Annotated in this window: 18 protein-coding genes and 1 pseudogene; 8 read left to right on the plus strand and 11 right to left on the minus strand. The window is 63.9% G+C overall.

The genetic code is table 11. The annotated features are described in order from the left end of the window. Positions 1 to 13: 13 nt before the first annotated feature. A complete protein-coding gene (locus ABQ137_RS13300; RefSeq protein ID WP_184456335.1) occupies positions 14 to 421 on the plus strand; it encodes an MGMT family protein in 408 nt (135 codons plus the stop codon). A gap of 40 nt (positions 422 to 461) precedes the next feature. Continuing rightward, on the plus strand, positions 462 to 1,160 hold the full coding sequence (locus ABQ137_RS13305; protein ID WP_349782809.1) for a rhomboid family intramembrane serine protease: 699 nt from the start codon (positions 462 to 464) through the stop codon (positions 1,158 to 1,160). A gap of 231 nt (positions 1,161 to 1,391) precedes the next feature. Here the strand turns inward: ABQ137_RS13305 and ABQ137_RS13310 are convergent, their stop codons facing one another. The 3 genes and pseudogenes from ABQ137_RS13310 to ABQ137_RS13320 form a co-directional block, all read right to left on the minus strand. Further along, positions 1,392 to 3,404 carry a M13 family metallopeptidase gene (locus tag ABQ137_RS13310; protein WP_024939531.1) on the minus strand — a complete coding sequence of 671 codons (2,013 nt, stop codon included), beginning with the start codon at positions 3,402 to 3,404 and terminating at the stop codon, positions 1,392 to 1,394. Positions 3,405 to 3,575: 171 nt separating this feature from the next. Beyond that, a pseudogene (locus ABQ137_RS13315) lies at positions 3,576 to 3,836 on the minus strand (M13-type metalloendopeptidase); the annotation flags it as partial. A 127-nt stretch (positions 3,837 to 3,963) separates the two neighbouring features. Next, entirely contained in the window at positions 3,964 to 6,066 is a 2,103-nt protein-coding gene (locus ABQ137_RS13320; protein ID WP_349782977.1) for a M13 family metallopeptidase, read from the minus strand. A gap of 338 nt (positions 6,067 to 6,404) precedes the next feature. Here ABQ137_RS13320 and ABQ137_RS13325 point away from each other — a divergent pair, with 338 nt between their 5' ends. Further along, positions 6,405 to 8,000, plus strand: coding sequence for a phytoene desaturase family protein (locus ABQ137_RS13325; protein WP_349782811.1), 1,596 nt, complete (start codon positions 6,405 to 6,407; stop codon positions 7,998 to 8,000). 98 nt (positions 8,001 to 8,098) lie between these two features. On the opposite strand, the gene ABQ137_RS13330 is transcribed toward ABQ137_RS13325, so the two are convergent. Together ABQ137_RS13330 and ABQ137_RS13335 are read right to left on the minus strand one after the other, a co-directional pair. After that, on the minus strand, positions 8,099 to 11,203 hold the full coding sequence (locus ABQ137_RS13330; RefSeq protein WP_024939534.1) for a TonB-dependent receptor: 3,105 nt from the start codon (positions 11,201 to 11,203) through the stop codon (positions 8,099 to 8,101). Between the two features lie 380 nt (positions 11,204 to 11,583). Further along, positions 11,584 to 14,574 (minus strand): TonB-dependent receptor plug domain-containing protein, encoded by a 2,991-nt coding sequence (locus ABQ137_RS13335; RefSeq protein ID WP_184518577.1) that lies wholly within the window; start codon positions 14,572 to 14,574, stop codon positions 11,584 to 11,586. 339 nt (positions 14,575 to 14,913) lie between these two features. Here ABQ137_RS13335 and apbC point away from each other — a divergent pair, with 339 nt between their 5' ends. Both apbC and dcd read left to right on the plus strand, forming a co-directional pair. After that, a complete protein-coding gene (apbC, locus tag ABQ137_RS13340; protein WP_024939536.1) occupies positions 14,914 to 15,765 on the plus strand; it encodes an iron-sulfur cluster carrier protein ApbC in 852 nt (283 codons plus the stop codon). A gap of 96 nt (positions 15,766 to 15,861) precedes the next feature. Then, positions 15,862 to 16,431 (plus strand): dCTP deaminase, encoded by a 570-nt coding sequence (gene dcd, locus ABQ137_RS13345; RefSeq protein WP_010366727.1) that lies wholly within the window; start codon positions 15,862 to 15,864, stop codon positions 16,429 to 16,431. Positions 16,432 to 16,453: 22 nt separating this feature from the next. Here dcd and ABQ137_RS13350 read toward each other — a convergent pair whose 3' ends face one another. From ABQ137_RS13350 to ABQ137_RS13365, 4 genes are all read right to left on the minus strand, one after another. Beyond that, positions 16,454 to 16,639, minus strand: a complete 186-nt coding sequence (locus ABQ137_RS13350; protein ID WP_024939537.1) for a LiaI-LiaF-like domain-containing protein — start codon at positions 16,637 to 16,639, stop codon at positions 16,454 to 16,456. 479 nt (positions 16,640 to 17,118) lie between these two features. Further along, a complete protein-coding gene (locus tag ABQ137_RS13355; RefSeq protein ID WP_006452352.1) occupies positions 17,119 to 17,286 on the minus strand; it encodes a LiaI-LiaF-like domain-containing protein in 168 nt (55 codons plus the stop codon). 27 nt (positions 17,287 to 17,313) lie between these two features. Further along, positions 17,314 to 17,751, minus strand: a complete 438-nt coding sequence (locus ABQ137_RS13360; RefSeq protein ID WP_024939538.1) for an HIT domain-containing protein — start codon at positions 17,749 to 17,751, stop codon at positions 17,314 to 17,316. Then, positions 17,748 to 18,410 carry a dienelactone hydrolase family protein gene (locus tag ABQ137_RS13365; RefSeq protein ID WP_016905084.1) on the minus strand — a complete coding sequence of 221 codons (663 nt, stop codon included), beginning with the start codon at positions 18,408 to 18,410 and terminating at the stop codon, positions 17,748 to 17,750. The genes ABQ137_RS13360 and ABQ137_RS13365 overlap by 4 nt, the downstream gene beginning before the upstream one ends. A gap of 179 nt (positions 18,411 to 18,589) precedes the next feature. Between ABQ137_RS13365 and rimO the strand changes: the two genes are divergently transcribed. Beyond that, the gene (rimO, locus tag ABQ137_RS13370; protein ID WP_047128955.1) at positions 18,590 to 19,963 is read left to right on the plus strand and encodes a 30S ribosomal protein S12 methylthiotransferase RimO; all 1,374 of its coding nucleotides are present in this window, start codon (positions 18,590 to 18,592) and stop codon (positions 19,961 to 19,963) included. Positions 19,964 to 20,088: 125 nt separating this feature from the next. Here rimO and greB read toward each other — a convergent pair whose 3' ends face one another. Continuing rightward, complete coding sequence (gene greB / locus ABQ137_RS13375) at positions 20,089 to 20,595, minus strand: transcription elongation factor GreB (protein WP_349782815.1); 507 nt, start codon at positions 20,593 to 20,595, stop codon at positions 20,089 to 20,091. A gap of 106 nt (positions 20,596 to 20,701) precedes the next feature. On the opposite strand from greB, the gene ABQ137_RS13380 reads away from it, so the two are divergent. Further along, complete coding sequence (locus ABQ137_RS13380) at positions 20,702 to 22,168, plus strand: rhomboid family intramembrane serine protease (protein ID WP_349782817.1); 1,467 nt, start codon at positions 20,702 to 20,704, stop codon at positions 22,166 to 22,168. 410 nt (positions 22,169 to 22,578) lie between these two features. Here the strand turns inward: ABQ137_RS13380 and ABQ137_RS13385 are convergent, their stop codons facing one another. Continuing rightward, a complete protein-coding gene (locus ABQ137_RS13385; RefSeq protein ID WP_349782819.1) occupies positions 22,579 to 23,853 on the minus strand; it encodes a hypothetical protein in 1,275 nt (424 codons plus the stop codon). Positions 23,854 to 24,199: 346 nt separating this feature from the next. Here ABQ137_RS13385 and nudK point away from each other — a divergent pair, with 346 nt between their 5' ends. Then, positions 24,200 to 24,799 carry a GDP-mannose pyrophosphatase NudK gene (gene nudK, locus ABQ137_RS13390; protein WP_349782821.1) on the plus strand — a complete coding sequence of 200 codons (600 nt, stop codon included), beginning with the start codon at positions 24,200 to 24,202 and terminating at the stop codon, positions 24,797 to 24,799. Positions 24,800 to 24,865: the final 66 nt, after the last annotated feature.

Genomic DNA, 24,865 nt, shown 5'->3' on the forward strand with positions numbered 1-24,865 from the left:
GCATCCTTGCGCGATGTCCAAGCCCCGCAAACCAACGACGCGTCGATCCGCCAATCCATCTGCGCGCGCCGCCTCCAACGCCGAGCCGCTCTCCGGCGAACAGGCGCGGCTGCGCATTCTTGCGGCGATTCGGGCAATACCTTCCGGCCAGGTTGCCGGCTATGGCGAGGTCGCACTACGCGCCGGCCTGCCCGGGCGGGCGCGGCTGGTGGCGCGCGTGCTCAGCGGCAATGATGATCCGCAGCTGCCGTGGCACCGGGTGCTGCGCAGCGATGGCCGGATCGCGTTGCCGGAAGGCTCGTCCGGCTACCGTGAGCAATGCCGGCGGCTGCGTGCCGAAGGCGTGGTGGTCGAGCAGGGCCGGGTGCGCCGTGCCAGCGCCGCGCAGCGGTTGGATGCCGCCGTGTGGGGACCTTCATAAGCCTGCCGTTATGATGGTTGGCATTCCGAAGGATGCCGTCATGCCCCAACTGCCGCCCGTCACCAAAGCGTTGTTGATCGCCAATATTGGCTTGTTCCTGCTGCAATGGGCACTGGGCGACCTGGGCGCCGGCGTGCTGCCCTCCGATGCGGCGCTGTCCTCGTTGATGCTATGGCCAATTTCCAATGGCTTCGATGCGTTCTCGCCCGGCGCCAGCTTCATGCCGTGGCAGTTGCTGACCTATGCGTTCCTGCATGGCGGTTTCAACCATCTGTTCTTCAACATGCTGGCGCTTTTCATGTTCGGCGCGGCGCTGGAGCAGACCTGGGGGCAGAAGCGCTTTCTGACCTATTACCTGGTGTGCGTTGCCGGTGCCGGTGTGTGTCAGTTGCTGATGGCCTGGTTCACCCAGAGCGGGGCGCCGGTGGTGGGTGCATCGGGTGGTGTGTTCGGCCTGTTGCTGGCCTACGGCATGCTGTTCCCTAATCAGCGGGTGATGCTGCTGTTTCCGCCGATCCCTATGAAGGCGCGCACCTTCGTGATCGTGTTCGGTGCGATCGAACTGGTCCTGGGTGCGACCGGCTGGCAGCCGGGCGTGGCCCACTTTGCGCATCTGGGCGGCATGCTGTTCGGCTGGCTGATGATCCGTTACTGGCGCGGGCAGTCGCCGTTTGGCGGCAGCGGCGGCAGGAAGAGTGGTGGCAAGGGGCGCAAGCCGCCGCTGCGTGTGGTGCGTTGAATGCGTGTGATGCGTTGAAATAGTCGCGGCGTGGCGGATCCACACTGATCCGTAGGAGCGGCCCTGGCCGCGATAGGGCGTTACCGGTAAGGCTTCATCGCGGCCGGGGCCGCTCCTACCAAATGTTGGGATGGACTAAATGCCAGGCACAAAAAAAGAGCGCGGAGTCCGCGCTCTTTTTTTATTGCCTGCCACTGCGTGTTGATTGCCAGTGACTTCCTGGCGCTTGACTCAGCGCCAGATCTTCAATTGCTCGGCATCCACGCGCTGCATCGGCTGGCCGGCCTTGCAGCTGAATGCCGCACCGAACTCCGGCAGGTTGGACAGCGGGCCGTTGGTGCGCCACTGGCCCGGCGCCCGGATGTCGGCGCTGGCACGCTGCACCGCTTCGTTCGGCGACAGCTGTTGGGCCCACAAACCGGCCCAGGCGGTGAAGAACGCCTGCTTGTCGGCCTCGGTGGCCGCTGGCTGTGCCTTGCTGAAGGCCTGCCAGGCCAGTTCGACGCCGGCCAGGTCGGCCAGGTTTTCTTCGGCGGTCTGCGCACCGTTGACCTTGACGTTGGGCACGCCCGGGTAGGGGTAGGCACCAAACTGGCTGGCCACCTTGCCGGTCAGCATGGTCCAGCTGCTCTTCTCGGCCGGCGTCCACCAGCTGCGCAACTCGCCCTTGGCATCCACCAGCGAGCCCTTGGCGTCGATGGCACGGGTCATTTCGTGGGCGACCAGCGCGCCGTAAGCGCCGTACTGCGCGGCCGGGGTGCTGCCGGCGGTGAGCACCGGTGCCTGCAGCACAGCGGCGGTGATGATCAGGCGGTTCTGCGCAATGTCGTAGGCCACTGCCGGCTGCTGCGGCAACACGTCCCAGCGACGGTCGGCGTTGCCCTTGCCGATGCGCTTCATCTCCTCGCGGTGACGCCAGGTCGAGGCGATCAGCATGTTGCCGCCGAAGCTGCCGCGACCCATCGGCTGCACGGTGTAATCCAGATCGCGACGCGGTGCGCCGACTTCGATCTTCATCGCCGCCAGCTTGGCCTTGGCTTCGGCGATCACTTCACCGTTGCCCCAGCCGGTGCGCTCCAGCGCGGCCAGCTGCGCGTCGCGTACCTGGTCGGCGATCGCTTCGGCCTGGCGGCGCGTGTCGCTGCTCAGGTAACGCGCCACGTATTCGCGGCCGAGCATCGGGCCAGCGGCGATATTGATCGCGTCCAGCACCTGCTGCCAGCGCTGCGGCGGCAGCGCATCGCCACGCAGCAGACGGCCGCGGAACTGGTACTCGGCATCGTGGAAGCTCTTGGACAGGTACGGCGCCATCGCATCGCCCACGCGCCAGCGCAGATAAGCCTTCCACTGGTCCGGCTTGATGCTGACGATCATGCTGTCGAGCTGCTTGAACATAGCCGGGTCGGCCATCGACACCAGGTCGTCCTTGACGCCCTGCGCCTCCAGGAAGTCGGCCAGGCGCAGATTCTTGTACTGCTTGGTCAGCTCCTTGGTGGCGATCGGGGCGTAGTTGTTGAACGGGTTGTTGATGCCCTGCACCGACTGCGCACTGCGCGCCAGCGCGGTCTCGATCTGCAGCACCGAGGCGGCATCGGCGTCGAGCCTGTCGGCCGGGGTGCCGGTCAGCGCCAGGATCTGCTTGACGTAGGCGCGGTAGCGGCCCATCAGCGCCTGGGTGTCGGCGTCGGTGCGGGTGTAGAACGCCGGGTCCGGCAGGCCCATGCCGCCCTGCATGAAATACCCGATGTGGCGATCCAGCGCCTTCAGGTCCACGTCGGGGCCGAAGTTGAAGCCGACCGGGATGCCGACCTGATGCAGTGCTGCGATGGAAGCGGGCACATCCTTGGCCTTCTTGATCGCGTCGATGCGCGACAGCAAGGGGGCGATGGGGTTGGAGCCGTCCTTCTCGACGGAGGCCTCGTCCAGGCCGCTGGCCCAGAAGTCGCCGAGCAATTTCTGCACGTTGCCCTGCGGCGCCTTCATCGACGCATCCAGCAACTCGCGCTGCTGCTGAAGTGCGCGCTCGGACAGCTGGCCCAGCGCGGTGACGGCGCCGGCCTGCGGCACCGGGTTGGCCTTGAGCCAACCGGCATTGGCGTAATCGTAGAAATCGGTGCAGGCCGCCGACACGGCCGGGGCCTTGGGAGCGGCCTTCTTCTTGCGAGCGGCGTCGGCGTCGGGGGCGGACAGCAGCGTGATCAGGCTGAAGCCAAGAGCGAGGGCAAGCGGACGAATGGTGGGCATCGAGAAGAAGGGTGGCCAGATTGAAGTCGGCGGAGTTTAGCAAGGCTGCGCCCCGTACAGGCGGGCGCGAGCTACTGCCGGTCTTCGGTGCCGGCCGCCTGCATGAATGCGACAGGCCCGCAAGCGCGGGCCTGTGCATGTTGCGATCGAGCTGAAAGCGCTTGCAGCCGCCTACCAGATCACCACGCGGTCTTTTTCGGCACGCACCATCGGAGCACCTGCCTTGCATGCGAAAGCCTGTGCGAAGGACGGCATGTTCGAAGGGACGGCAGTGGCACGCAGGCTGCCGGGCGCATGCGGGCCCGGGGCCAGATAGACCAGTTGCTGCTGCTCGCGGATCTGTTCGCGCCAGTTGCGCGCACAGCCCGGGAAGAAGCGTCGTTCCGGGCGACACCCATTGATCGTCAGCGCGTGTTCGGGGTGGGGCTGGATGCAGTGACGGCGATGGCGATGCATGTGGCCGGCCGTGATTTCCCCGCGGACGCAACAGAAAAACCGAAGGAAAAAACGGGCGACGATCTTTCGATCGCCGCCCGCCCGAACTACCGCACTTGCGCAATTACCAGATCACGACCTGCTGATCGCCCTGACGCACCATCGCATCGCCGGCCTTGCACGAGAACGCGGCGGCAAACGCCGGCATGTTCGACGGCGCGCCGATGGCGCGGAAGTTGGCCGGGGCATGCGGATCGGTCTTCAGGCGCACCACCAGTTCTTCCGGAGTGAAGTTGCGGCGCCACACCGTGGCCCAGTTGAGGAAGAAGCGCTGGTCACGGGTGATGCCGTCGGTCTTGGGGTCGTCCTTGCCGGCGGTGGCGGTCTTCATCGCGTCGTAGGCGGTGTTGAGGCCGCCCAGGTCGGCGATGTTTTCGCCCAGGGTCAGGTCACCCTTGACCTTGTCACCGGCCGGGGTGCGATAGCCGTCGAACTGCGCGACCAGCTTGCCGGTGCGTGCCTTGAAGGCGTCCAGATCCTTCTGCGTCCACCAACCCGGATCGGCGATGAAGTTGCCATCGGCACCGAAGCGGCTGCCCTGGTCGTCGTAGCCGTGGGTCATCTCATGCCCGATCACCGCACCGATGCCGCCGTAGTTCATTTCCTCCGGCGCATTCGGGTCGAAGAACGGCGGCTGCAGGATCGCGGCCGGGAACACGATCTCGTTCTGCAACGGGTTGTAGTAGGCGTTGACCGTCTGCGGGCTCATGCCCCATTCGGTCTTGTCCACCGGCTTGCCGATCTTGGACAGGTTCCACTTGTAGTTGTACTCGGACGCGGCCATCACGTTGCCCAGGTAGCTGTCGCGACTGGTGTTCAAGCCGTTCCACTCGCGCCACTTTTCCGGGTAGCCGATCTTGGGCGTGAAGCTTTCCCATTTGGCGATCGCCTTGGTCTTGGTCTCCGGGCTCATCCAGTCCAGCTTTTCGATGCGGGCCTTCAGCGCGGTGCGCAGGTTGGTCACCAGGGTTTCCATCTTGGCCTTGGAATCGGCCGGGAAGGCGACCTTGACGTACATCTGGCCCAGCGCTTCGCCGGTCTGGCCATTGATGGTCGCCAGCACACGCTTCCAGCGCGGCTTGATCTGCTTCTGCCCGCGCAGGGTCTGGTTATAGAACGCGAAGTTCTCATCGACGAACGGCTGGCTGAGGAACGGCGAGGCACCATCGACGGTGTGGAAGCGCAGGTAGGCGCGCCAGATCGCCGGATCGGTGTCGGCGATCATCTTGCTCACTTCCTGGTGGAAGGCCGGGATCGCCAGCGAGAACATCTCCGGCGTGGCCACGCCCTGCGACTTGAAGAACTCGGTCCACGACCAGTTGGGGGTGAGCTTGTCGGCATCGGCCGGCGAGATCGGGTTGTAGGCCAGCGAGGCATCGCGCGACATCTGGGTGCTGGTCTTGGAGACCTTGGCCAGACGGGTCTCGAACGCGACCACCTGCTTGGCCTGCGCGGCGGCATCGGCCGCGGCCACGCCGGACAGTTCCAGCACCTTGGCCACGTGCGCCTGGTAGGCCTCCAGCTTGGCCTTGTTGGCGGCGCTGGTGTAGTACTCCGGATCCGGCAGACCCAGGCCGCCCTGCATGGCATAGGCGATGTTCTGGCTGGATTTCTTGAAGTCGGCCTCGGCGCCGAAGCTGAAGAGCTCGTTGTTGCCCTTGGCGGCGCTGCTGCGCAGATAGTCGACCAGCTTGGCCTGGTCGTTGATGGCGTCGATCGCGGCCAGTTCCGGCTTCAGCGGCTCGATGCCCTGGGCGTTGATCTTGGCCTCGTCCATGCCGGTGGACCACAGGTCGCCGACGATCTTTTCCACGCCGGTGGCGCTGGTGTCGGCCGCGGCCTGTTCGACCAACTGCTGCTGGATCGCATTGGAACGCTCGTCGAGCATCTCGAACGCGCCCCAGCTGGTGCGATCGCTCGGCACCGGGTTGGCGGCCAGGAACTTGGCGTTGGCGTACGCATTCAAATCCGTGCAGGCGTTGCCGTTGGTATCCAGGTCGGCGGCGGTGAACTGGTTCACGGCCGGCGGCTTGCTCTGGTCCAGGGTCAGTGCCTTGGGAGCCGCCGGGGTGGTTGCAGCGGTATCGGCCGCGGGCGCGGCCGGCGCGGCGTCTTCGGATTTCTTGCAACCGCTCAGCGCGGCGGCCACGGCCAGGGACAGGGTCAACAAATGAGGTGTACGAATCACAAAGGGCTCCAGGAGCAGATGTGGGAAGCCCCGTCGCCGGGGCTGTGGCCGGCACTCTACGCCTCGCCAGCCGGATGGCATGGTGTCGAAGGTCATGGGTGCGGCATGTGTAGGTGAACCGGCCCGACGATGTCCGGATGGGCGGCAGTCCTGCGCAGGGCACCAGCGCAGTGGCGGCCCGGTGTTTTCGCGTCCTGTGCGCTGTGCTTGAGGCTGTGCTTACCTGGTCTGGCAGTCTGTGTCGTTGCGCGGGCGGCGGTCGAGAGGGGCGAGTACCTGAATGCTCCTGCTGTGCAAGCAGTGCTATATACAAGCGCATGCCTACCGCCTTCGAACCGTTGGATGCCCTGATCATCGGCGCTGGCCATAATGGCCTGGTCTGCGCCGCCTACCTGGCCAAAGCCGGCAAGCGGGTAGTGGTGCTGGAAGCGCGCGACGTCGTTGGCGGCGCAGCGGTCACCGAAGAATTCCATCCGGGGTTTCGCAACTCGGTGGCGGCGTACACGGTGTCGTTGCTGCAACCCAAGGTCATCGCCGATCTTGACCTGGAGCGACATGGCCTGCGCGTGGTGGCGCGCCGCATCAACAACTTTCTGCCATTGCCGACGGGCGAGTACCTGCTGGCCGGCGCGGGGCGCACTGCCTTGGAAGTCGGCAAGTTCTCCGCGCGCGATGCCGCTGCATTGCCTGCCTATGAAGCGCGCCTGGAGCAACTGGCCGATGTCTTGCGTGCGCTGGCATTGCAGCCACCGCCGGATGTCAGCGATGGTGGATGGCTGCGCGCGTTGCCGCAGCTATGGCGCGCGGGCAAGCTGGGGCTGCAGCTGCAGGAGCTACCGCTCGCGTTGCGGCAGGAACTGCTCGACCTGTTCACGATTTCGGCCGCCGAGTATCTGGATCGCTGGTTCGAAAGCGCTCCGATCAAGGCGCTATTCGGCTTCGACGGCATCGTCGGCAATTACGCCAGCCCCTACACGCCGGGCACCGCCTACGTGTTGCTGCATCACGTGTTCGGGCAAAGCAATGGCGTCAAAGGCGCCTGGGGGCACGCCATCGGCGGCATGGGCGCGATCACCCAGGCGATGGCCGCCAGTGCGCGCGACTCTGGCGTGACGATTCGCACCGGCTGCGCAGTGGCGCGCGTGCTGGTGGAGCAGGGGCGTGCGGTCGGTGTCATCACCGCTCAAGGAGAGACGCTGCGTGCGCGTGCAGTGGTGGCCAATGTCAATCCGAAGCTGCTGTATCAGCGCTTGATGCAGCCGGACGATGTCCCCGCGGCGACACGCGAACGCATGGCGCATTACCGTTGCGGATCGGGCACCTTCCGCATGAATGTCGCGCTCTCGCGGCTGCCGGATTTCACCGCCTTGCCGGGCACGGGCGATCATCTGACTGCCGGCATCATCCTGGCGCCCAGCCTGGATTACATGGACCGTGCCTGGCAGGATGCGCGCGCTTCGGGATGGTCACGCGAACCGGTGGTCGAGTTGCTGATTCCCAGCACGCTGGACGACACGCTGGCACCGCCCGGTCAACACGTGGCCAGCCTGTTCTGCCAGCACGTGGCACCGCAGCTGCCGGATGGCCGGCATTGGGACGATCATCGCGAGGAGGTGGCCGAGTTGATGATCGCGACGGTCGAGCGCTATGCACCCGGATTCGCGGCCTCGGTACTGGGCCGGCAGATCCTCAGCCCGCTCGATCTGGAACGCATCTTCGGGCTGATCGGCGGCGACATCTTCCACGGCGCCCTCAGCCTCAATCAACTTTTCAGCGCTCGCCCGATGCTGGGGCAGGGCGCCTATCGCGGCGCGATTGCCGGGCTGTATCTATGCGGGTCCGGCACGCATCCGGGCGGCGGGGTGACCGGAGCGCCTGGGCATAATGCAGCGCGGGTGATTCTTCACGGCTGAGGCAGGCCGCATAAAAAAAGCCCCGGACGAACCGGGGCCTGGAGCAAGTACTGATGACGCGCCGAAGACGTCGTGACGTCTCCGGTCGTCTTGCCGCATCAGAAATCGTAAGAGGCGGTCAGGCGGACATAGCGTGGCGGGTTGTAGTTGAAGTTCTGCCGAGCAGCATCGTAAACGCCGATACCGTAGGTATTGGAGACAACAAACGGCGAATCACCTTCGTACACGCCATCCACGCGAGTAGCCGCCCGATCGTTTAGAACATTGAATACCTGGACGCTAAAGGCAAGCTTGTGATCGGCGAAGGTGGGCCGGTAAGTAAGTCCCAGGTCAAGATTCTTCAACCAGGGCGTCCTACCTGCATCACCTGGACTGGACGGCTGCCCGCCGCAGTAGTGGTAGGACGATCCGTAGCCAATCGGATCGTAATCGACCTCTGCAGCATCCGGCCCGCCATAGAAGCCAAGGCAGGAAATAGGCGTGCCGGACATGACCCGTAGTGTTGCTGACGCCATCCATTCCGGATTGATCTGATATGCCCCGAACGCCTTGAGCTGGTGACGCCGATCGTTAGCCAGGCTGCCACCGGCGTAGTACATCAGTTCGGCCGAGTCCCAATCCTGCGTCTTGGACACGTCGGCCTGGCCGAGGTCGGACTTCACCTGACCTTCGGTATTGCCATAGCTGTGCGACCAGGTGTAATCGACGCGGCCGTACCACTTTTCATCGAAGGGATGTTCCACAAACAGATCAACCGATACATAGCTGCGCTTGGCCTTGTCGGTGAATCCCCAGTCCGACTGCGACATGGCGACCTGCGTGTATCCGGATCCATCCGAATTAGGCAGGTTGTACGTATTGGTCTTGCCAGGATTGAACATCACGCAGCCGGGAATGGCCACCGAACTGGAATCGCCACCGCTAGCATCGATCTTGTCAGCCATACGGCCGGTATCACAGACGTCGTCGATGGCGGCCTGCAGCTTGCGATACGTGACCTTTGCACCCGAGTTCCAGCTTTCACCCAACGTCTTCTCGAAGCCCAAGATGAATTCATCCTGGTACTGGGACTTCAAATCGGTTGGCGCAAAGGCATTCGGATCCGGGGCCTGGCCGTACTCACCATTGCTCGACACCGGGCCAGGCCCGATTGGGCGTAGACCAGTTGGCTCTCCATTTGAATCGATACCGGTGTATGCGAAATACTCATCAGTATAGGTCGACGCCGATGCTCCGCGGATAGCGACCTGATTAGGCAGTGCAAGATAATAGCGCCCGAGATTTGCAAAGACCTTCAGTGATGAATCGCCGAAAACGTCCCAGCTTGCACCAATGCGCGGCGCCCACTGATCACCGCTGTCTACATAGGCAACATGGTCGCTATTGAAGTTGGTGAACTTGTCATTGCGGATGCCCAGCGTCAGCAGCCATTTGTCGTTGACCTGCCAGCGGTCTTCTAGGTAATAGGCTTTCTGCTCCACAGCCATGCTTGTAGTTGTGGTGAAAATGCGCTGCTGCGCATAGTAACCATTGGTGCCCGGACCGGTGGCGCCAACACCTAGCGTGCCACGGACAGGGCTAACTTCGTCTACCGCGCGGCCATAGATCCACTGATAGCCAGGGCCTGTTGTACGAACGCCTTCGTCATAGGCGTTGAAGTACATGTTGTCCACGCCTGCGGTCAAGTCATGGTCGCCCAACCGGTAGTTCAGCTCAAGACGAAGATTACGGGTCTTGTTGATCGGGTCCTCTGCCTTCGAGCGATTGGTTGCCTGTGCATTGGAAACTGGCGTTCCGCCCGTAATGGCAGGATTCTGCAGATTTAATCCGGCAATGAATGGGAGCGAAGAGATCAATGGATTAAATTGCTGATTGTGTTGCGTGCTTCTGCCCCACGTCGCATTTAGTGTCAAGTCGTCTGTAATGTAGCCGGTATACTTGAAGATGTCGTACGTGTCTTTCAGTTTGTACGTATCGGCATAGAGACCTGACGGGCCGGTATCAGAGCGGGTTTCGTAATCATAGCCGCCATAATAACCCGATCTGCGATCCGTATTCTCGATTCGAGTGTATTCAACGATATTGCTGTCGTTGATGTTCCAGTCCAGCTTTCCATAAAATTTGGGCGAGCTGTATTCATAATGATTGCGGCCCTGGTTCGTTGCAGCAACCGAGGTATTGGTCGCAGCACCGTCGGTCTTGTCCGTTTCGCCGGCGACAAATACGAACAGGCGGTCTTCGATAAGCGGGCCACCCGCATATGCGCTATAGACTGTGCGGCTCTGGACATCGTCCTTGCTGCTGCGATAGATCGTGCCCGGGAGCTCAGGATCTTCGTAACGGTAACGAGGGTTAGGGTTCAGTGTATTGCTTGGAAACCATACATCGCCACGTGAACTGCTAAGTGATTTTGGCTCCCATACTGCTTGAGCACCAAAATGCCATTCATTGGTGCCGCGCTTGCCGAGCTGGTTGATCACGCCGCCTGTGGAGCGGCCGTACTTGGCGCTATAGCCGCCGGTATAGGTTTCCTGCTGGTCGATGGCGCCATAGGGCAGGCTGACGCCGCCCAGGTTGCTCAGCGGATTGCTGACGTTGAAGCCGTTGATGTAATACGCGTTTTCGGTAACGCCCGAGCCGCCGAAAGACACGACGGAGCGCGAACCGTTGTTGAATGCGCCGGCACCCGAGACAGCACCGGGAGCAAGCAGCGCAATCGCTTCCGCACTGCGTCCCAGCGGCAGGGTTGCCAGCTGTTCGGACGTGATCACCGAACGCGAGCTGGTGGAGCTGACGTCGATCTTCGGTGCATTGGCGGCAGTGACCGTGATCGCGCCGAGCGTGGTTGCATCGGTGCTGCCGCTGGCAGCTGCGCCAGCAAACGACACCTCGGTGCCGGATCCCACGCGCAGCTGCACGTTCTTGCGGGTGTCGACGACCTGATCGCCACGCTTCAAGGTGACGGTGTAAGCGCCGACCGGCAACGAGCCGAGGTTGTAACGGCCGTTGGCGTCGATGGTGATCGTCCGGCTGAGGCCGGTGTCGCTTTGAACGACGATGGTGCTGCCGGCTTCCGAGGGAGCGCTACCGTAGATGCTGCCTGTGGTGCTTTGTGCGTAGACCGCGCCATTGGCGAGACAGGCGCCGAGCACAACAGCCAGAGCGGTGCGCTTGAGGGCATGGCGACGAATTTGATTGCTCATTCCTAACCTTTCAGCTGGGTATCGGGAGAAGTGGCGGTCACCGGAGAGTCAGATGGCCTTAACCCGAACGTAATGAATGTGTGGTCTGGGTCGCAAGCGGTTTGAATGATTGGTTAATGAAAAGGGCGAGATCCGCATCAAATATGCGGATCTGCGCACAAATTGCAGGGTATGCGAACAATCGCGGACGTGTGCGGCACGAGTATTCATTTTTGTCAGTGCGTGCGATGCGGCATGACATTGCGCCGACTAACCGGACGCTACATGGCGCCGCGTTCATCTTGAGAGTGTCGCGTCCGGAGTTACTGGTTTCATATGAAACATGAAGTCAAAAAAAGACCCCGTCGAACGGGGTCTTTTCGATGCATCGTCAACAGCGCTCAGAACCGGACAGTCGTACCCAGGTAGAAGAACCGGCCGATGTTGTCGTACAGCGCGGAGGTGAAGTCCGAGCCGAAGTAGTTGCGCGGCGGATCCTTGTCGAAGGCGTTGTCGATGCCGAGGTAGACGTCGATCTTCGAGCCGGGGAACTGATAGCCGAACTGGAAGTTATGGTAGGTGTACGAGCCGTTCTTGATCGGGCTGGCCGAGCCCGGATTGCTGTTGTAGCTCTCCGGCGTCACGCGCAGGTTGCCGTCCACATAGTTCATGTCCCACGAGGCACGCCATTCGTTCCAGTTGTACTTGGTCTGGAACTGCGCGCGCCAGCGCGGATCGGTCACGTAGGTCACGTACTCGTCGTATTCGGCCGGGAAGTCCTGGAACACCCATTCGCGCGACTGGATCAGGCGCGTACCGACAAGGCGCAGCACGGTGTTGCCTTCGCCGAGCTGGAAGCGGTAGTCCATTTCCAGATCCACGCCCACACGCCGCGAGCGTGACAGGTTCTCGTTGAGCGCCTGCCAGCCGATGATGCTGTGCTCGGGGTAGATGCGGCCCTGCGGGTCGGTGAATCCACCTAGCGGGGCGCGCTGCACGAAGCCGCAGAAGCTGTTGTTGATGCCGCCTGGATTGTCCACGCAGCGCGTGGCATTGGTCTCTGCGGTCACGGTGCCGATCGCGTCCTGCAGGTCGATGCGCCAGTAGTCGATCGACATGCCGAAGCCGTCGAAGAACTCCGGCTGCCACACCAGGCCATAGGACAGGCTGCGCGCGCGCTCCGGCTTCAGTTCCGGGTTGCCGCCGCTCACGCCCGGGCGGGTGGAGGTGAAGGTATCGATCCAGCCCACCGGCACGCCCAGCGCACTGCAGTTGGCCTGGCGCAATGCCACATCGCCCGCGGTGCCCGGGCGGTTGGTGTTGGTCGGCAGGTAGTTGCAGGGGTCGTTGATGGTCGCGAAGTTTTCGCTCTGCGAGTCGTACAGCTCCCCGATGCTGGGCGCACGCACTGCCTGTGCCACGGTACCGCGCAGACGCAGCGACGGGATGATGGTCCAGTCCAGGCCCACGTTCCAGGTCTTGGTCGAGCCGATGCTGTCGTAGTCCGAATAGCGTCCTGCCACATCCAGTGCCAACCGGTCCACGCCCGGCAGGCCGGCAAGCAACGGAATGGTGCTCTCGACGAAGACTTCCTTGACGGTGTATTCGCCACCGCTGTTGGGGATGGCGTTGAGGAAGGTCGCGCCCGAGGCCGCCAGCGGATCGGTGATTTCCTCGCTCTGCTCCTTGCGGTATTCCACGCCACCGGCAAATCCGATGTCGCCGGCCGGCAGCGACAGCAGGTTGCTGTTGGCCACCGATGCGCTGAACACGGTCTGCTGGATCTTGGCCTGCGAGCGCGCGGTGGTGTTGAACCATGCGGCTGCTTGCGGGGTCACCGCGCCGCTGCCGAACACGCTGAACGGCACGCAGCCTTCGCGTGCCAGCGCCGAATAGACGCGATTGGTGTGCGGATTGATCGCGTTCGGATCCAGCGTAGTGCGGCAGACGATGTTGCCGCTGGCATCACGTGCGGCATCGATACCGGCCTGCCAGCGCTCGTTGATGCGGTTGTTGAGGTTCAGGCGGTCGACCGTGGTCTTGCCGTAGTTGGCGGATACGTCATAGCTCCAGTTGTCGGTGAAGTTGCCTTCGGCACCGAGCACCGCGCGATAGGTCTTGCGCTCGATGTTCTCGCCGCGACGGCCGGCATCGACATTGAAGCGGTTCATCAGGATCTGCGTGGCACCGCGCGAATCCATCAGCGCACCGAGTTCAGGGCTGACATACGGATTCTGGCGGCGTACGCGCAGCGAACTGTCGAAGGCCGGCTGGCCGAAGAATTCCGAATCGGTCTCGCTGTACTTGCCTTCGAAGAACAGGCGATGGTTCTCGCTGACCTCGAAGTTGATCATGGTGTTGACGCTCTTGCGATCGAAGCCGGGCTGCAGGTCGGCGACCGCATTCAGATCGACGAAATCGCAGTCCACGCACGAGGTGTTGCTGACCACCGTGCCGTTGTAGCGGTTGCGGCGGAAGCTGCCGTCCTGGTTGAACAGGTAGCGGTTGCCATAGCTGGCCGGGTTGCGGAAATCGAAGGTACCCAGGTTGAAGGTGCCGCCGTAGGACGTGGAATGATTGCCGCCCGGGCCGCTGAGCACGTTCTGCGGATTGCGCTCGCTCGGCGGTTGGCTCGGATCGAACGCGGGGTTCTGAACCGACACCAGGTACTCGCGGCCGATGGCGCGGTTGCCGCGACCGAAGCGGTCCTGCTTGCTGTATTCGCCCGACACCGCGATGTTGCCACGGCCGTCCGCAAAGTCGCTGCCTGCCGAGAAGCTGGCGAAGGAGCGGTTGTAATTGCCCTCATCGGCCAGACCGGTCTGCGCGCGCGTCTCGAATCCGGTGAAGGTCTTCTTGAGGATGAAGTTGACCACGCCGGCTACTGCGTCGGCACCGTAGACGGCCGAGGCACCACCGGTGATGACTTCGACGCGTTCCACCCATTCCACCGGAATCGTGTTGACGTCCACCGCAGTCGAGCCCGGGCTGGAACCCACGTGGCGGCGGCCGTTGACCAGGACCAGGGTGCGGTCCACGCCCATGCCGCGCAGGTCGAGCAGGCCAAGGCCGGCGGTGCCGATGAAGCGGGTGGAATTGCCCAGTGTGTAGCTCGGTGCCAGCGCCGGCATACGCGCCATCAGGTCGCTGATGGTGGTCGCGCCGGTGGCGCGGATTTCCTCGGCACTGATTGCGGTGACCGGCGAGGGCGTGACAAAGCCGGTACGCGCAATGCGCGAGCCGGTGACAGTGACCTTGTCCAGATCGGTGGTGCCGGGTGCGAGCCCGTTTTCTGACTGCGCGGCAGCGTGGCCGGCAGAAGCGGCCAGCACCGCAAACAACGCGGTGCTCAAACGATGACGCGGGGTGTGTTGCGGAAGACGGCTCGACATGACCTTGCGGATTCCTCGCTGGGATTTTGCGAAACAGCTGTGCTCGCTGAGCGCTGGCTGAACTGAATCTCGAACGTAACAATTCCTTAATCATGTGTCCACATTTGTGAAATTTGTCGCCATTTGACACATAAGTAAGCGAGCAGCGCCGATGTCTGGTGGCAGCTTGAAACGCATCTGCCTGTGGCCGAGCCGGTAAACTGCCGGTCTTCCCATGCGCTGCGCCTGGCGATGCAGCCATCGCTGTGTTGGCAGCGCACGACGAATCAGGCAGGCAATGACGACGATGGTGCAATACGCTTCAAGCAAGGCGATCGACCCCTCCCGGAGCGCACGCGCATGAGCGGCGAGCGCAGAATCCCCGCGCACGCGGTGCAGGGCGCGCTGGCGCCGCATCCGCGCATCCGCAATGTGATCGCGGTGGGCTCCGGCAAGGGTGGGGTGGGCAAGTCCACCACCGCGGTGAACCTGGCGCTGGCCTTGCGTCAGCAGGGCGCGCGCGTCGGTGTACTGGATGCGGACATCTACGGGCCGAGCGTGCCGGCGATGCTGGGCCTGAGCGGGCGGCCGGACAGCCCGGACAACAAGTCGATCGAGCCCTTGCGCGCGTTCGGAATCGAAGCGATGTCGATCGGCTTGCTGGTCGATCAGGACACGCCGATGATCTGGCGCGGGCCGATGGCGACCTCGGCATTGACCCAGCTATTCAACGACACGCTGTGGGACGACCTGGATTACCTGCTGATCGATCTGCCGCCGGGCACCGGCGACATCCAGCTGACCTTGTCCCAGAAGATCCCGGTGGCCGGCGCGGTCATCGTCACCACGCCGCAGGACATCGCCACGCTGGATGCGCGCAAGGCCTTGAAGATGTTCGAAAAGGTCGAGGTGCCGGTGCTCGGGATCGTCGAGAACATGGCGGTGCACACCTGCAGCCAGTGCGGCCACCGCGAGCACCTGTTCGGCGAAGGCGGCGGCGAGCGCATGGCCGCCCAGTACGGCGTGCCCTTGCTGGGGTCGTTGCCGCTGGCGATCGCGATCCGCGAGCAGGGCGATGCCGGCCAGCCGATCGTGGTGGCCGCACCTGAGTCGGCGGCAGCGCAGGCCTATCTGGCCGCTGCCGCGCGCCTGTCCGAGGAGCTGGGCAAGCGGCCGCGCGCCAGCATCCCGATTTCGGCGTCGCTGCTGTAGCGCGCAGGCCGGCGCTGGTGCCGGCCGCTTGCTAGAATTCGCTGCCTTTCGCGCGGGCCGCTCGGTCTGCCGCCTTCCGTCTTCAAGGAACACCGCATGAGCATCAAGAGCGACCGCTGGATCAAGCGCATGGCCGAACAGCACGCGATGATCGAGCCGTTCGAACCCGGCCAGATCAAGCACGATGCCGCCGGCCAGCGCATCGTCAGCTTCGGCACTTCCAGCTACGGGTACGACGTGCGCTGCTCGCGCGAGTTCAAGATCTTCACCAACATCAACTCGACCATCGTCGACCCGAAGCACTTCGATCCGGGCAGCTTTGTCGATATCGAATCGGATGTGTGCATCATCCCGCCCAACAGCTTCGCGCTGGCACGCACGGTGGAATACTTCCGCATCCCGCGCGACACCCTGGTGGTGTGCCTGGGCAAGAGCACCTATGCGCGCTGCGGCATCATCGTCAACGTGACCCCGCTGGAGCCGGAGTGGGAAGGCCACGTCACGCTGGAATTCAGCAACACCACGCCGCTGCCGGCGCGCATCTACGCCAACGAAGGCGTGGCGCAGATGCTGTTCTTCCAGTCCGACGAAGTCTGCGAGACCTCGTACAAGGACCGCGGCGGCAAGTACCAGGGCCAGACCGGCGTGACCCTGCCGCGCACCTGATGCAGTGGAGCAGCCGCGGCCTTCAGCAGGTTGCGGTGGCCCGCTCGCGGTAGCGCAGCAGTTGGCGCACGCCGGCGGCGATCAGCAACGCCGGCCACCAGGTCGACACCAGGTTGCCCAGGTCGATACGGGCCAGCCCGAGGTTGTCCAGCAGAAACAGCGTGCCCAGCGTGATCAGGAACAGGGCGGGAATCAGGCGATAGTGCATGGCGATGTCCTCGGTAGGTGTGCGCCCATGCTGCGCGCAATACACCCACCGATCAGGTGCCGGAAGTCAACACTTGCAGATGACAAACGTCATGTCGGCCAGGTCATGGCTGTATTGGGGGCCGTGTCGTGTTTGCTGGCAGTCCCGGGGATACAGGAGTCCTGCCTCTCTACGGGTGCAGTCGGCTAGCGCATGAGGCTGCGCGCGTCCCCTGATCCGCCCTTCGGGGCACCTTCTCCCGATGGGAGAAGGGATGTCGGCGCTCTGACCCGGCGCTGGGGCTGATCGACTGCTGGAATCGCTCCATTCCATATTTTTGGGCGCTAGCGCCCATCACGCGCACGGGCGAGAGCCGCGCGTCAAGGCGCGTTGCCGCATCCAATCAGTGACAGATCAGCAGCTACAGCCGGACAGTTCGGGAACCAACAGCGCCAGAAGCGCGTTCTTACGATTCCCCAATCCCGATTCCCGATTCCCGACTATTTGCCCCGCCCAAACAACATCCCCACACCGCAGGCGACCAGCGCCGCCGGCCACCACGTGGCGATCAGCCGGCCAAGACTGACATTGGTCCAGCCCAGGTTGTTGGCCAGGAACAGCAGGCCGACGAGGATCAGGATCAGCGCGGCGACGACATTGGATTTCATGCGGACAGGTGGTTGTGAGACGGGTGCCTATCGTAGCCGCTGCGCCCACGCAGCGACATGCTGGTGCAGCGCGTCGGCCTCGAAGCGCTGCGCGCTGCCGCTGCCCCAGACCGGGCCAGGCCAAGCCGCATCGCCCGGATGCCGGCCGACCAGATGCACGTGCAGCTGCCGCACGATGTTGCCCAGCGCGCCGATATTGAGCTTGGCGACCCCGGGCTCGACCCGCAGCAACTGCGAGAGCTGATTGATCTCGGCCAGCAACAGACGCTGCTGGCCGCCATCCAGATCGATCCACTCGCTGACATCGGCCACGCGCGGCACCAGCACCAGCCACGGGAAGCGGCTGTCGTCCATCAGCCGCACCTGTGACAGCGGTCCGTCGGCGACGAACACGCTGTCTGCGGCCAGCCGCGCATCGAGCTGGAAGCCGCTCGCCCCGGACGTGCCGGCTGCAGTCCCGCTCATCCCAGATGCGCTTCGAAAAAGCCCAGGGTGCGCTCCAGTGCACGTTCGGCGCTGTCGGCGTCGTAATGCGTGGGGTCGATGCTGCGATTGAAGGCGTGGCCGGTCGGATACACGAAGGTTTCCATCTGCGGCAGCTTCTCGCGATGGGCCTGGATCGCCTCGGGCGGAATGCTGGTGTCCTGCTCGCCGAAGTGGAACATCACCGGCGCCTTCGGGGTTTCGTCCAGCAACTGGGTGTTGCGGCCGCCGTAGTAGCTCACCGAGGGCAGGCCCAGGCGGATCGCCGACAGCAGCGCCACCGAGCCGCCCCAGCAATAGCCCACGGTGCCGACCTTGCCGGCGCGGCCGAGCAGGGTGGCGGCGGATTTGACCACCTCCACCGCGCGCTCCAGGCCGACCGCATTGGCCAGTGCCAGGCCGCGCTGCAGGCTTTCCTGGTCGTAGGGCAGCTGCACGTCCTTCTCTTCCAGGTCGAAGAAGGCCGGCGCCAGCACTTCGTAGCCGCGTGCGGCGTAATCGTCGGCCACCGCGCGGATATGTTCGTTGACACCGAAGATCTCCTGGATCACCACCAGGCCGCCGCGCGGGCTGGAGGTCGGGGTGGCGTGCCAGGCGGCGACCTGGCCGTCGGGGGTGTCGAGCGTGGTCCAGTGACCCATGGGGACTCCTGCTGCGGTAGGGGAAGGGGCGCATTATCGACCGGATCGGCGGCGCTGCAGGTGAGGGTCTCGCTAAGATGACCTTGCCTGCCCGCGGCGCGGTTCAGAGCGCTGCCCGCGCGCCGCTATAATTGCTCCACTCAGGCCCCAGGCCGCTCCGTTCCCAGGCTCCTGCTTCCATGTCCCAGCTGAACCCCAAAGTCGGCTTCGTCAGCCTTGGCTGCCCGAAGGCGCTCGTCGACTCCGAACGCATCCTCACCCAGCTGCGCGTGGAGGGCTACGACATCGTGCCCAGTTACGACGCCGCCGACGTGGTGGTGGTCAACACCTGCGGTTTCATCGACTCGGCGGTGACCGAGTCGCTGGATGCGATCGGCGAGGCGATGAACGCCAACGGCAAGGTGATCGTCACCGGCTGCCTGGGCAAGCGCCCGGAACAGATCCGCGAGGCCTACCCGCAGGTGCTGGCGGTGTCCGGCCCGCAGGACTACCAGAGCGTGATGGAGGCGGTGCACGCCGCATTGCCACCGCGCCACGACCCGTTCGTGGATCTGGTGCCCGACTACGGCATCAAGCTGACCCCGCGCCATTACGCGTACCTGAAGATCTCCGAAGGCTGCAACCACCGTTGCAGCTTCTGCATCATTCCCTCGATGCGCGGCGATCTGGCCTCGCGTCCGGTCGATGAGGTGCTGCGCGAAGCCGAACGCCTGGTGCGTGGCGGGGTCAAGGAATTGCTGGTGGTCTCGCAGGACACCTCGGCCTACGGCGTGGACCTGAAATATGCCGAGCGCCCGTGGCGCGATCGCATGTACCAGACCCGCATGAAGGCGCTGTGCGAAGGCCTGTCGGAGCTGGGCGTGTGGACGCGGCTGCACTACGTGTATCCGTACCCGCACGTGGACGATGTGATTCCGCTGATGGCCGAAGGCAAGCTGCTGCCGTACCTGGACATTCCGTTCCAGCACGCCAGCCCGCGCATTCTCAAGCTGATGAAGCGGCCCGGTGCGGTGGAAAAAACCCTCGAGCGCGTGCAGCGCTGGAAGGCGATGTGCCCGGAGATCACGGTGCGCTCCACCTTCATCGTCGGCTTCCCCGGCGAAACCGATGCCGAATTCGAATCCATGCTCGACTTCCTGGATCAGGCCCAGCTCGATCGCGTCGGCGCGTTTGCGTATTCGCCGGTGGAGGGTGCCAGCGCCAACGCGTTGCCGGATCCGGTGCCGGAAGAGCTCAAGCAGGAGCGTCTGGCGCGCTTCATGGCCAGGCAGGCGGAGATTTCCGCCGCGCGGCTGGAGGCCAAGATCGGCAGCGTGCAGCAATGCCTGGTCGACCTGATCGAGGACGATATCGCGGTGGCGCGCTCACGCGCGGACGCCCCGGAAATCGACGGCCTGGTGCATATCCAGAACGGCGGCGAGCGCGGCTTGAAGGTCGGCGACCTGGTCGATGTGGAAATCACCGACAGTGACGAGCACGATCTGTTCGGCGATGCATTGCCGGCCAATGTCGCAATCCAGCAGGGACGTCCGTTGAATCTGCAGATGGTGTAACTGGACGCTGGTTCTTGCACATCTATCCGTAGGAGCGCGCTTGCGCGCGATGAGGCCTTATCGATAACGCCCCATCGCGCACAAGTGCGCTCCTACACGCAGGTCAGCAGAGTGCGATCACTCGCCTACTGGCTGGCGTATTCCACCGACACCACCACGAAGGTGTGCTTGCCCGACGGCAACTGCGCTTCGAACTCGTCATCCACAAGTTTTTTCAGCAGGGCGCGCGCCAAGGGCGAGTCGATGCTGATCCAGCCGCGTCCGGCGTCGGTTTCGTCCGGGCCGACAATGCGGTAGTGCAGCAGCTCGCCGCTGTCGGCGTCCTCCAGTTCGACCTGTGCGCCGAAGAACACCGCGCGCGGATCGGTCGGTGCGGTATCCACCACACGCAGCGCTTCCAGCCGTTTGCTCAGATAACGCACGCGGCGGTCGATCTCGCCCAGCTGCTTCTTGCGATAGGTGTACTCCGCGTTCTCCGAGCGGTCGCCTTCTGCCGCTGCGGCGGCCAGCGCACGCACCACCTCCGGCCGACGCACGCGCCACAGCTCTTCCAGCTCGGCCTTGAGCCGGGCGTGGCCGTCGGGCGTGATCAGTGCGGTGCTTTTTTCGGCGGGCGGGCGCCAGCGGCTCATGGGCGGTGTATCGGACAGCGGGGCCGCGATGCTAGCGCGCATGGCCGGCTTGCGCATCTGCCGTCGCACGGCGAAGCTTTGCGCTCTCTCGGACACGGACGTTGTCATGTTGCTGATGCCGCTGCACAAGCCCTGGTCGCGCCAGAACATTCCCTGGGTGACGCTGCTGCTGGTGTTGGCCAATGTGGTGGTGTACCTGGGCTATCAACGCAAGGACGATGCGCTGGTCGAAAACGCGGTGCGCTACTACGTCGAGTCGGGCCTCGGTGCAGTGGAGGCGCAAGCCCACGAGCGCTATCTGCAGCAGACCGACGACACCAAGTTGCGCGCTGCGCGCCAGGCCAGGCTGGACAGCGTGCCGGCGCGGCAACGCCTTGCCTACCTGGCGCAGCTGACGATGCACGACCTGGTCTTTACAGAGGCATTGCGCAGCGGTGCATTGTTCAAGGACGAGCAGCGTCTGCGCGAATGGCGCACATTGCGCGTGCCCTACGATGCGCGCCTGTCCAAGGTGTTCACGTTGCGGCATCTGCAGCGTAGCTCCGAGTGGTCACCTGCGAGGATGCTGACGGCCACCTTCCTGCATGGCAGCTTCGATCATTTGCTGGGCAACATGCTCTTTCTGCTGGCGCTGGGCACCTTGCTGGAAGGTGCGATCGGCAGCGGCTGGTTCCTGCTGCTGTATCTGCTCGGCGGGTTCGGTGCCAGCGCGGCCAGCCTGTGGTGGCGCTGGGGCGCGCCGGGCGGCGGCCTGGGCGCCTCCGGTGCGATCGCTGCCTTGATGGGCGCGTTCTGCGTGGTCTGGGGCAGGCGCAAGGTGCGCTTCTTCTACTGGTTCTTTGTGGTATTCGATTACGTACGCGGGCCGGCGATCCTGCTGCTGCCGCTGTGGCTGGGCTGGGAGCTGTACAGCCTGCTATGGAGCGACAACGGTAGCGTCGCCTTCGAGGCACACGCCGGTGGGCTGGTCAGTGGCGCCGTGCTCGGTGTCGTGCTGGTGCTGTTGCGGCGCACGCGCCCGGCCTTCATGCAGGAGAGCGAGGCAGTGCTGGTGGACGATCGCTGGGAGCGCGCGCAGCGGCATCTGGGACGCATGGAGAACGTGGAAGCCGAGCGGCTGTTGGCGGAGCTGGCCAGCGAACAGCCGCATAACCTGGACGTGGCGCTGGCACGCTACCGCACCGCACGCAATGCCGGCCGCAACCAGGACAGCCTGCAGCATGCGCAGACGCTGTTGCAGCTGCACACGCACCACGCCGAGCAGACGCGCATCCAGCTGACAGTCGCTGCCGAACTGGGCAAGGCCGGGATCGGGTACGCGCCATCGGCACGCATGGCGCTGATCGGTGCATGTCTGCGCACGGGATTGTTGGCCGATGCCGAACGTCTGTTGAAGGAAGGCGAGTCGGGGATGCCGCGCGCCGAGCTGGCGCACCACTGGTTCGTGCTGGCGCTGCGGCACGGCGAGCTGCAGGACGGCGCGCAGCGTACGCGCTTGCTGCGTCAGCTGCTGGAGCAGTTTCCCGAGCAGGCACAGGCCAGCAAGGCACGCTTTTTGCTCGAGAACGGGTGAGTGGTTTCTGCTTGATCCGTGCTGCCAACGCAAGCGGTGAGGGCGCCGTACTCGACTCACCGGAGCTTTTGATCTGGCATTTGACTGCACTTGAAAGACATTGCTACGCGAGGTCCGGGTTGCTGTTGTTTCTTCTGCCTCGAGCAGAATTGTCTAGCGCGGATGGATCAATTGCAGAGCAGTCGATCTTCGGCCTTGCTGCAGGGTCCTTACCCGCCCACCATCGCGGGACACGCCGCAAGTACGTCCTTGTAGGCTCTTACGCGGCATCCATGCCGCGTAAGGTCCCGCGACGGTGAGCGGGCAAGGACCAGTCGAGATGGTTGGTGTGCAGGGCTGCGAGCAGTGCATGTCGCAAGATGCGCTAATTTTGGGGATTTACCTGTCGACTTTAAAATTCTGTTGGCTGCTCAAGCTGGTTGAATCGCCACCGCTTTCAGCGCGGCTTCCAGCTTCGCGCGTAGTGCATCGTCGTCGCATTGAGCCAGTGCGTTTTGCAGCACTGCGCGCGCCTGCTCATCGCGGCCGAACCGCTCGCCCAACAGCAGGCCGGCATCCAGCGACCAGGCCGGCATCAGCCGATCGCGCGGCCATGCGGCGATTGCCGCAAGCAGGCCGTCGGTCGCCAGCTGGAATTGCCCGGCCATCTTGGCGCGCTCGGCCAGCAAGGTGGCGTGCTCAGGCGTCAGCGGGGTAAACGTGGAGTCGCCGTCCAGCGCTTCGCGCTGCAGTGCGAGCGCGCGACGCTCCTGCTTTTCCTGCAGCAGGCGGTTGATGTACTGGCGGGTGTGCTCGCGCAGTTCATCGTTGCGATGGTGTTGACGCAGCAGGCGTTGATACAGCTCGTGCACCGCCAGGCTCACCGCACGCGAACGCACCGCCCCGCGCAGGGCCTGGAATGCCTCGTCGGAGTGTCCGTCGCGCAGGTATTGTTCGGCTTCGTCGAGCAGGCGTTGATCGGGGTCTTCGCGCTCGAACGCCGCATCGCCGCTGGGCACGTAGCCGAGTTCTTCGTGGTACTGGTAAACCAGATACCCCATCAGGTGGAAGCTGGCGAACAGGCTCCAGATCGAGGCGATCACCATCGTCGCCTCGCGCACGATCGGCGGCAGATACTTCACCGCAATGAAGATCGCCGCAGTGGCGCTGCCCTGGATCACGTACAGCAGACCGTATGCAGCCAGGTACGGCCAGCCGATGCGCACTGCCATGTCGATCGACACGGCAGGATTGAGGGCGCGGCGCAGGCTGCCGTCGATGGCCAGCGCAATCATCATGCCCGGCAGCAGCAACTGGACTGCCAGATAGGCGATGGTCAGGCCAGGCTTGCCCGCCATCACGCCCGCCGCACCAATGACGATGCCCAGCGCAAGCGCCAGCAGGATCAGCCGCAGCACCGCGCTGTCGAAGCTGTTGTAGCCCAGCCGGGGCGCGTCGGCTTGCCCGTCGGCGGTATGGCGCAGGATGTCGAAGGCATAGGTGTAGGTCGCCATGCCCAGCACGCCGGCGACCACCAGTTTCAGAATGCCCGGCAGCACCAGCAGCGCGCTGCACAGCGTCAGCGCAATCAATGCGTACAGCGCCGAGCCGCGCAGCGGATAGGTGGCAATGGCGGGAATGCGGGTCCAGAACGGTGCCGGCGCGGCCTGCGCGGCAACCTTGCGTGCGCGAAAACGGTCTTCCATGACGCTCCCCAGGCGTGTGATGTGACCGGATTGTGCGGTGGGGCGCGTCGTCACGCAATTGGGGGGAGGGCGAGCCAATTAAACTTGGAATGGGCACAGGCCGGCGACATGTCGCCGGCACGGTCTGGATATTGCTGGCCAGGCCAGGCGTCAGTGCCGGCATTGCATTGAAGCTTGCTGTGTCCGATAGCATCGGATGCGCATCGACAGACCACCGATGCGTTGTGTGACGCACCGGGAGAGCGATAGGTAAAATAATGGCCCGCCGCAATCTTGCGGCCCATACGAGTGACCGGGCGCGCCGCGCCCCTGGCATTGCCGTCGCTCGCATCACAGGGAGTGTCGCTTGAATCCTTCTGTCACCGGCAACCCGCAGGTCCGCATTCGCAGCATCGATGTGCTCTCGGACAATTGGTATGTGCTGCGCAAGGTCACGTTCGATTTTCAACGCAAGGACGGCCGCTGGCAGACCCTGTCACGTGAAGCCTACGATCGTGGCAATGGCGCCACCATCCTGCTGTATAGCCGGGCCAAGCAGACGGTGATGCTCACCCGCCAGTTCCGCCTGCCCACGCTGCTCAACGGCAATCCGGACGGCATGCTGATCGAAGCCTGCGCCGGCCTGCTCGACCGGGACGATGCGCTGACCTGCATCCGCAAGGAAACCGAAGAAGAAACGGGCTACCGCATCGACAACGTGCGCAAGGTGTTCGAGGCCTTCATGAGCCCGGGTTCGGTGACCGAGCGTCTGTATTTCTTCGTCGGCGAATACTTCGACGGCGACAAGGTCAGCGAGGGCGGTGGGCTTGAAGAAGACGGCGAAGAGATCGAAGTGCTGGAACTGTCATTGGATGCAGCGCTGGCGATGATCGGCTCGGGCGAAATCGCCGACGCCAAGACCATCATGCTGCTGCAGTACGCCAAGTTGCATGGTGTGTTGGCATAGAGCAGCACGTTGCGCTATGGCGGTAGCGCGTCAGAATCGGCTGCCAAAGATCTAGGTCGCTTGCAA

The organism is Xanthomonas sp. WHRI 8393 (assembly GCF_040203315.1).
In the GTDB taxonomy this organism is placed as follows: domain Bacteria; phylum Pseudomonadota; class Gammaproteobacteria; order Xanthomonadales; family Xanthomonadaceae; genus Xanthomonas; species Xanthomonas arboricola.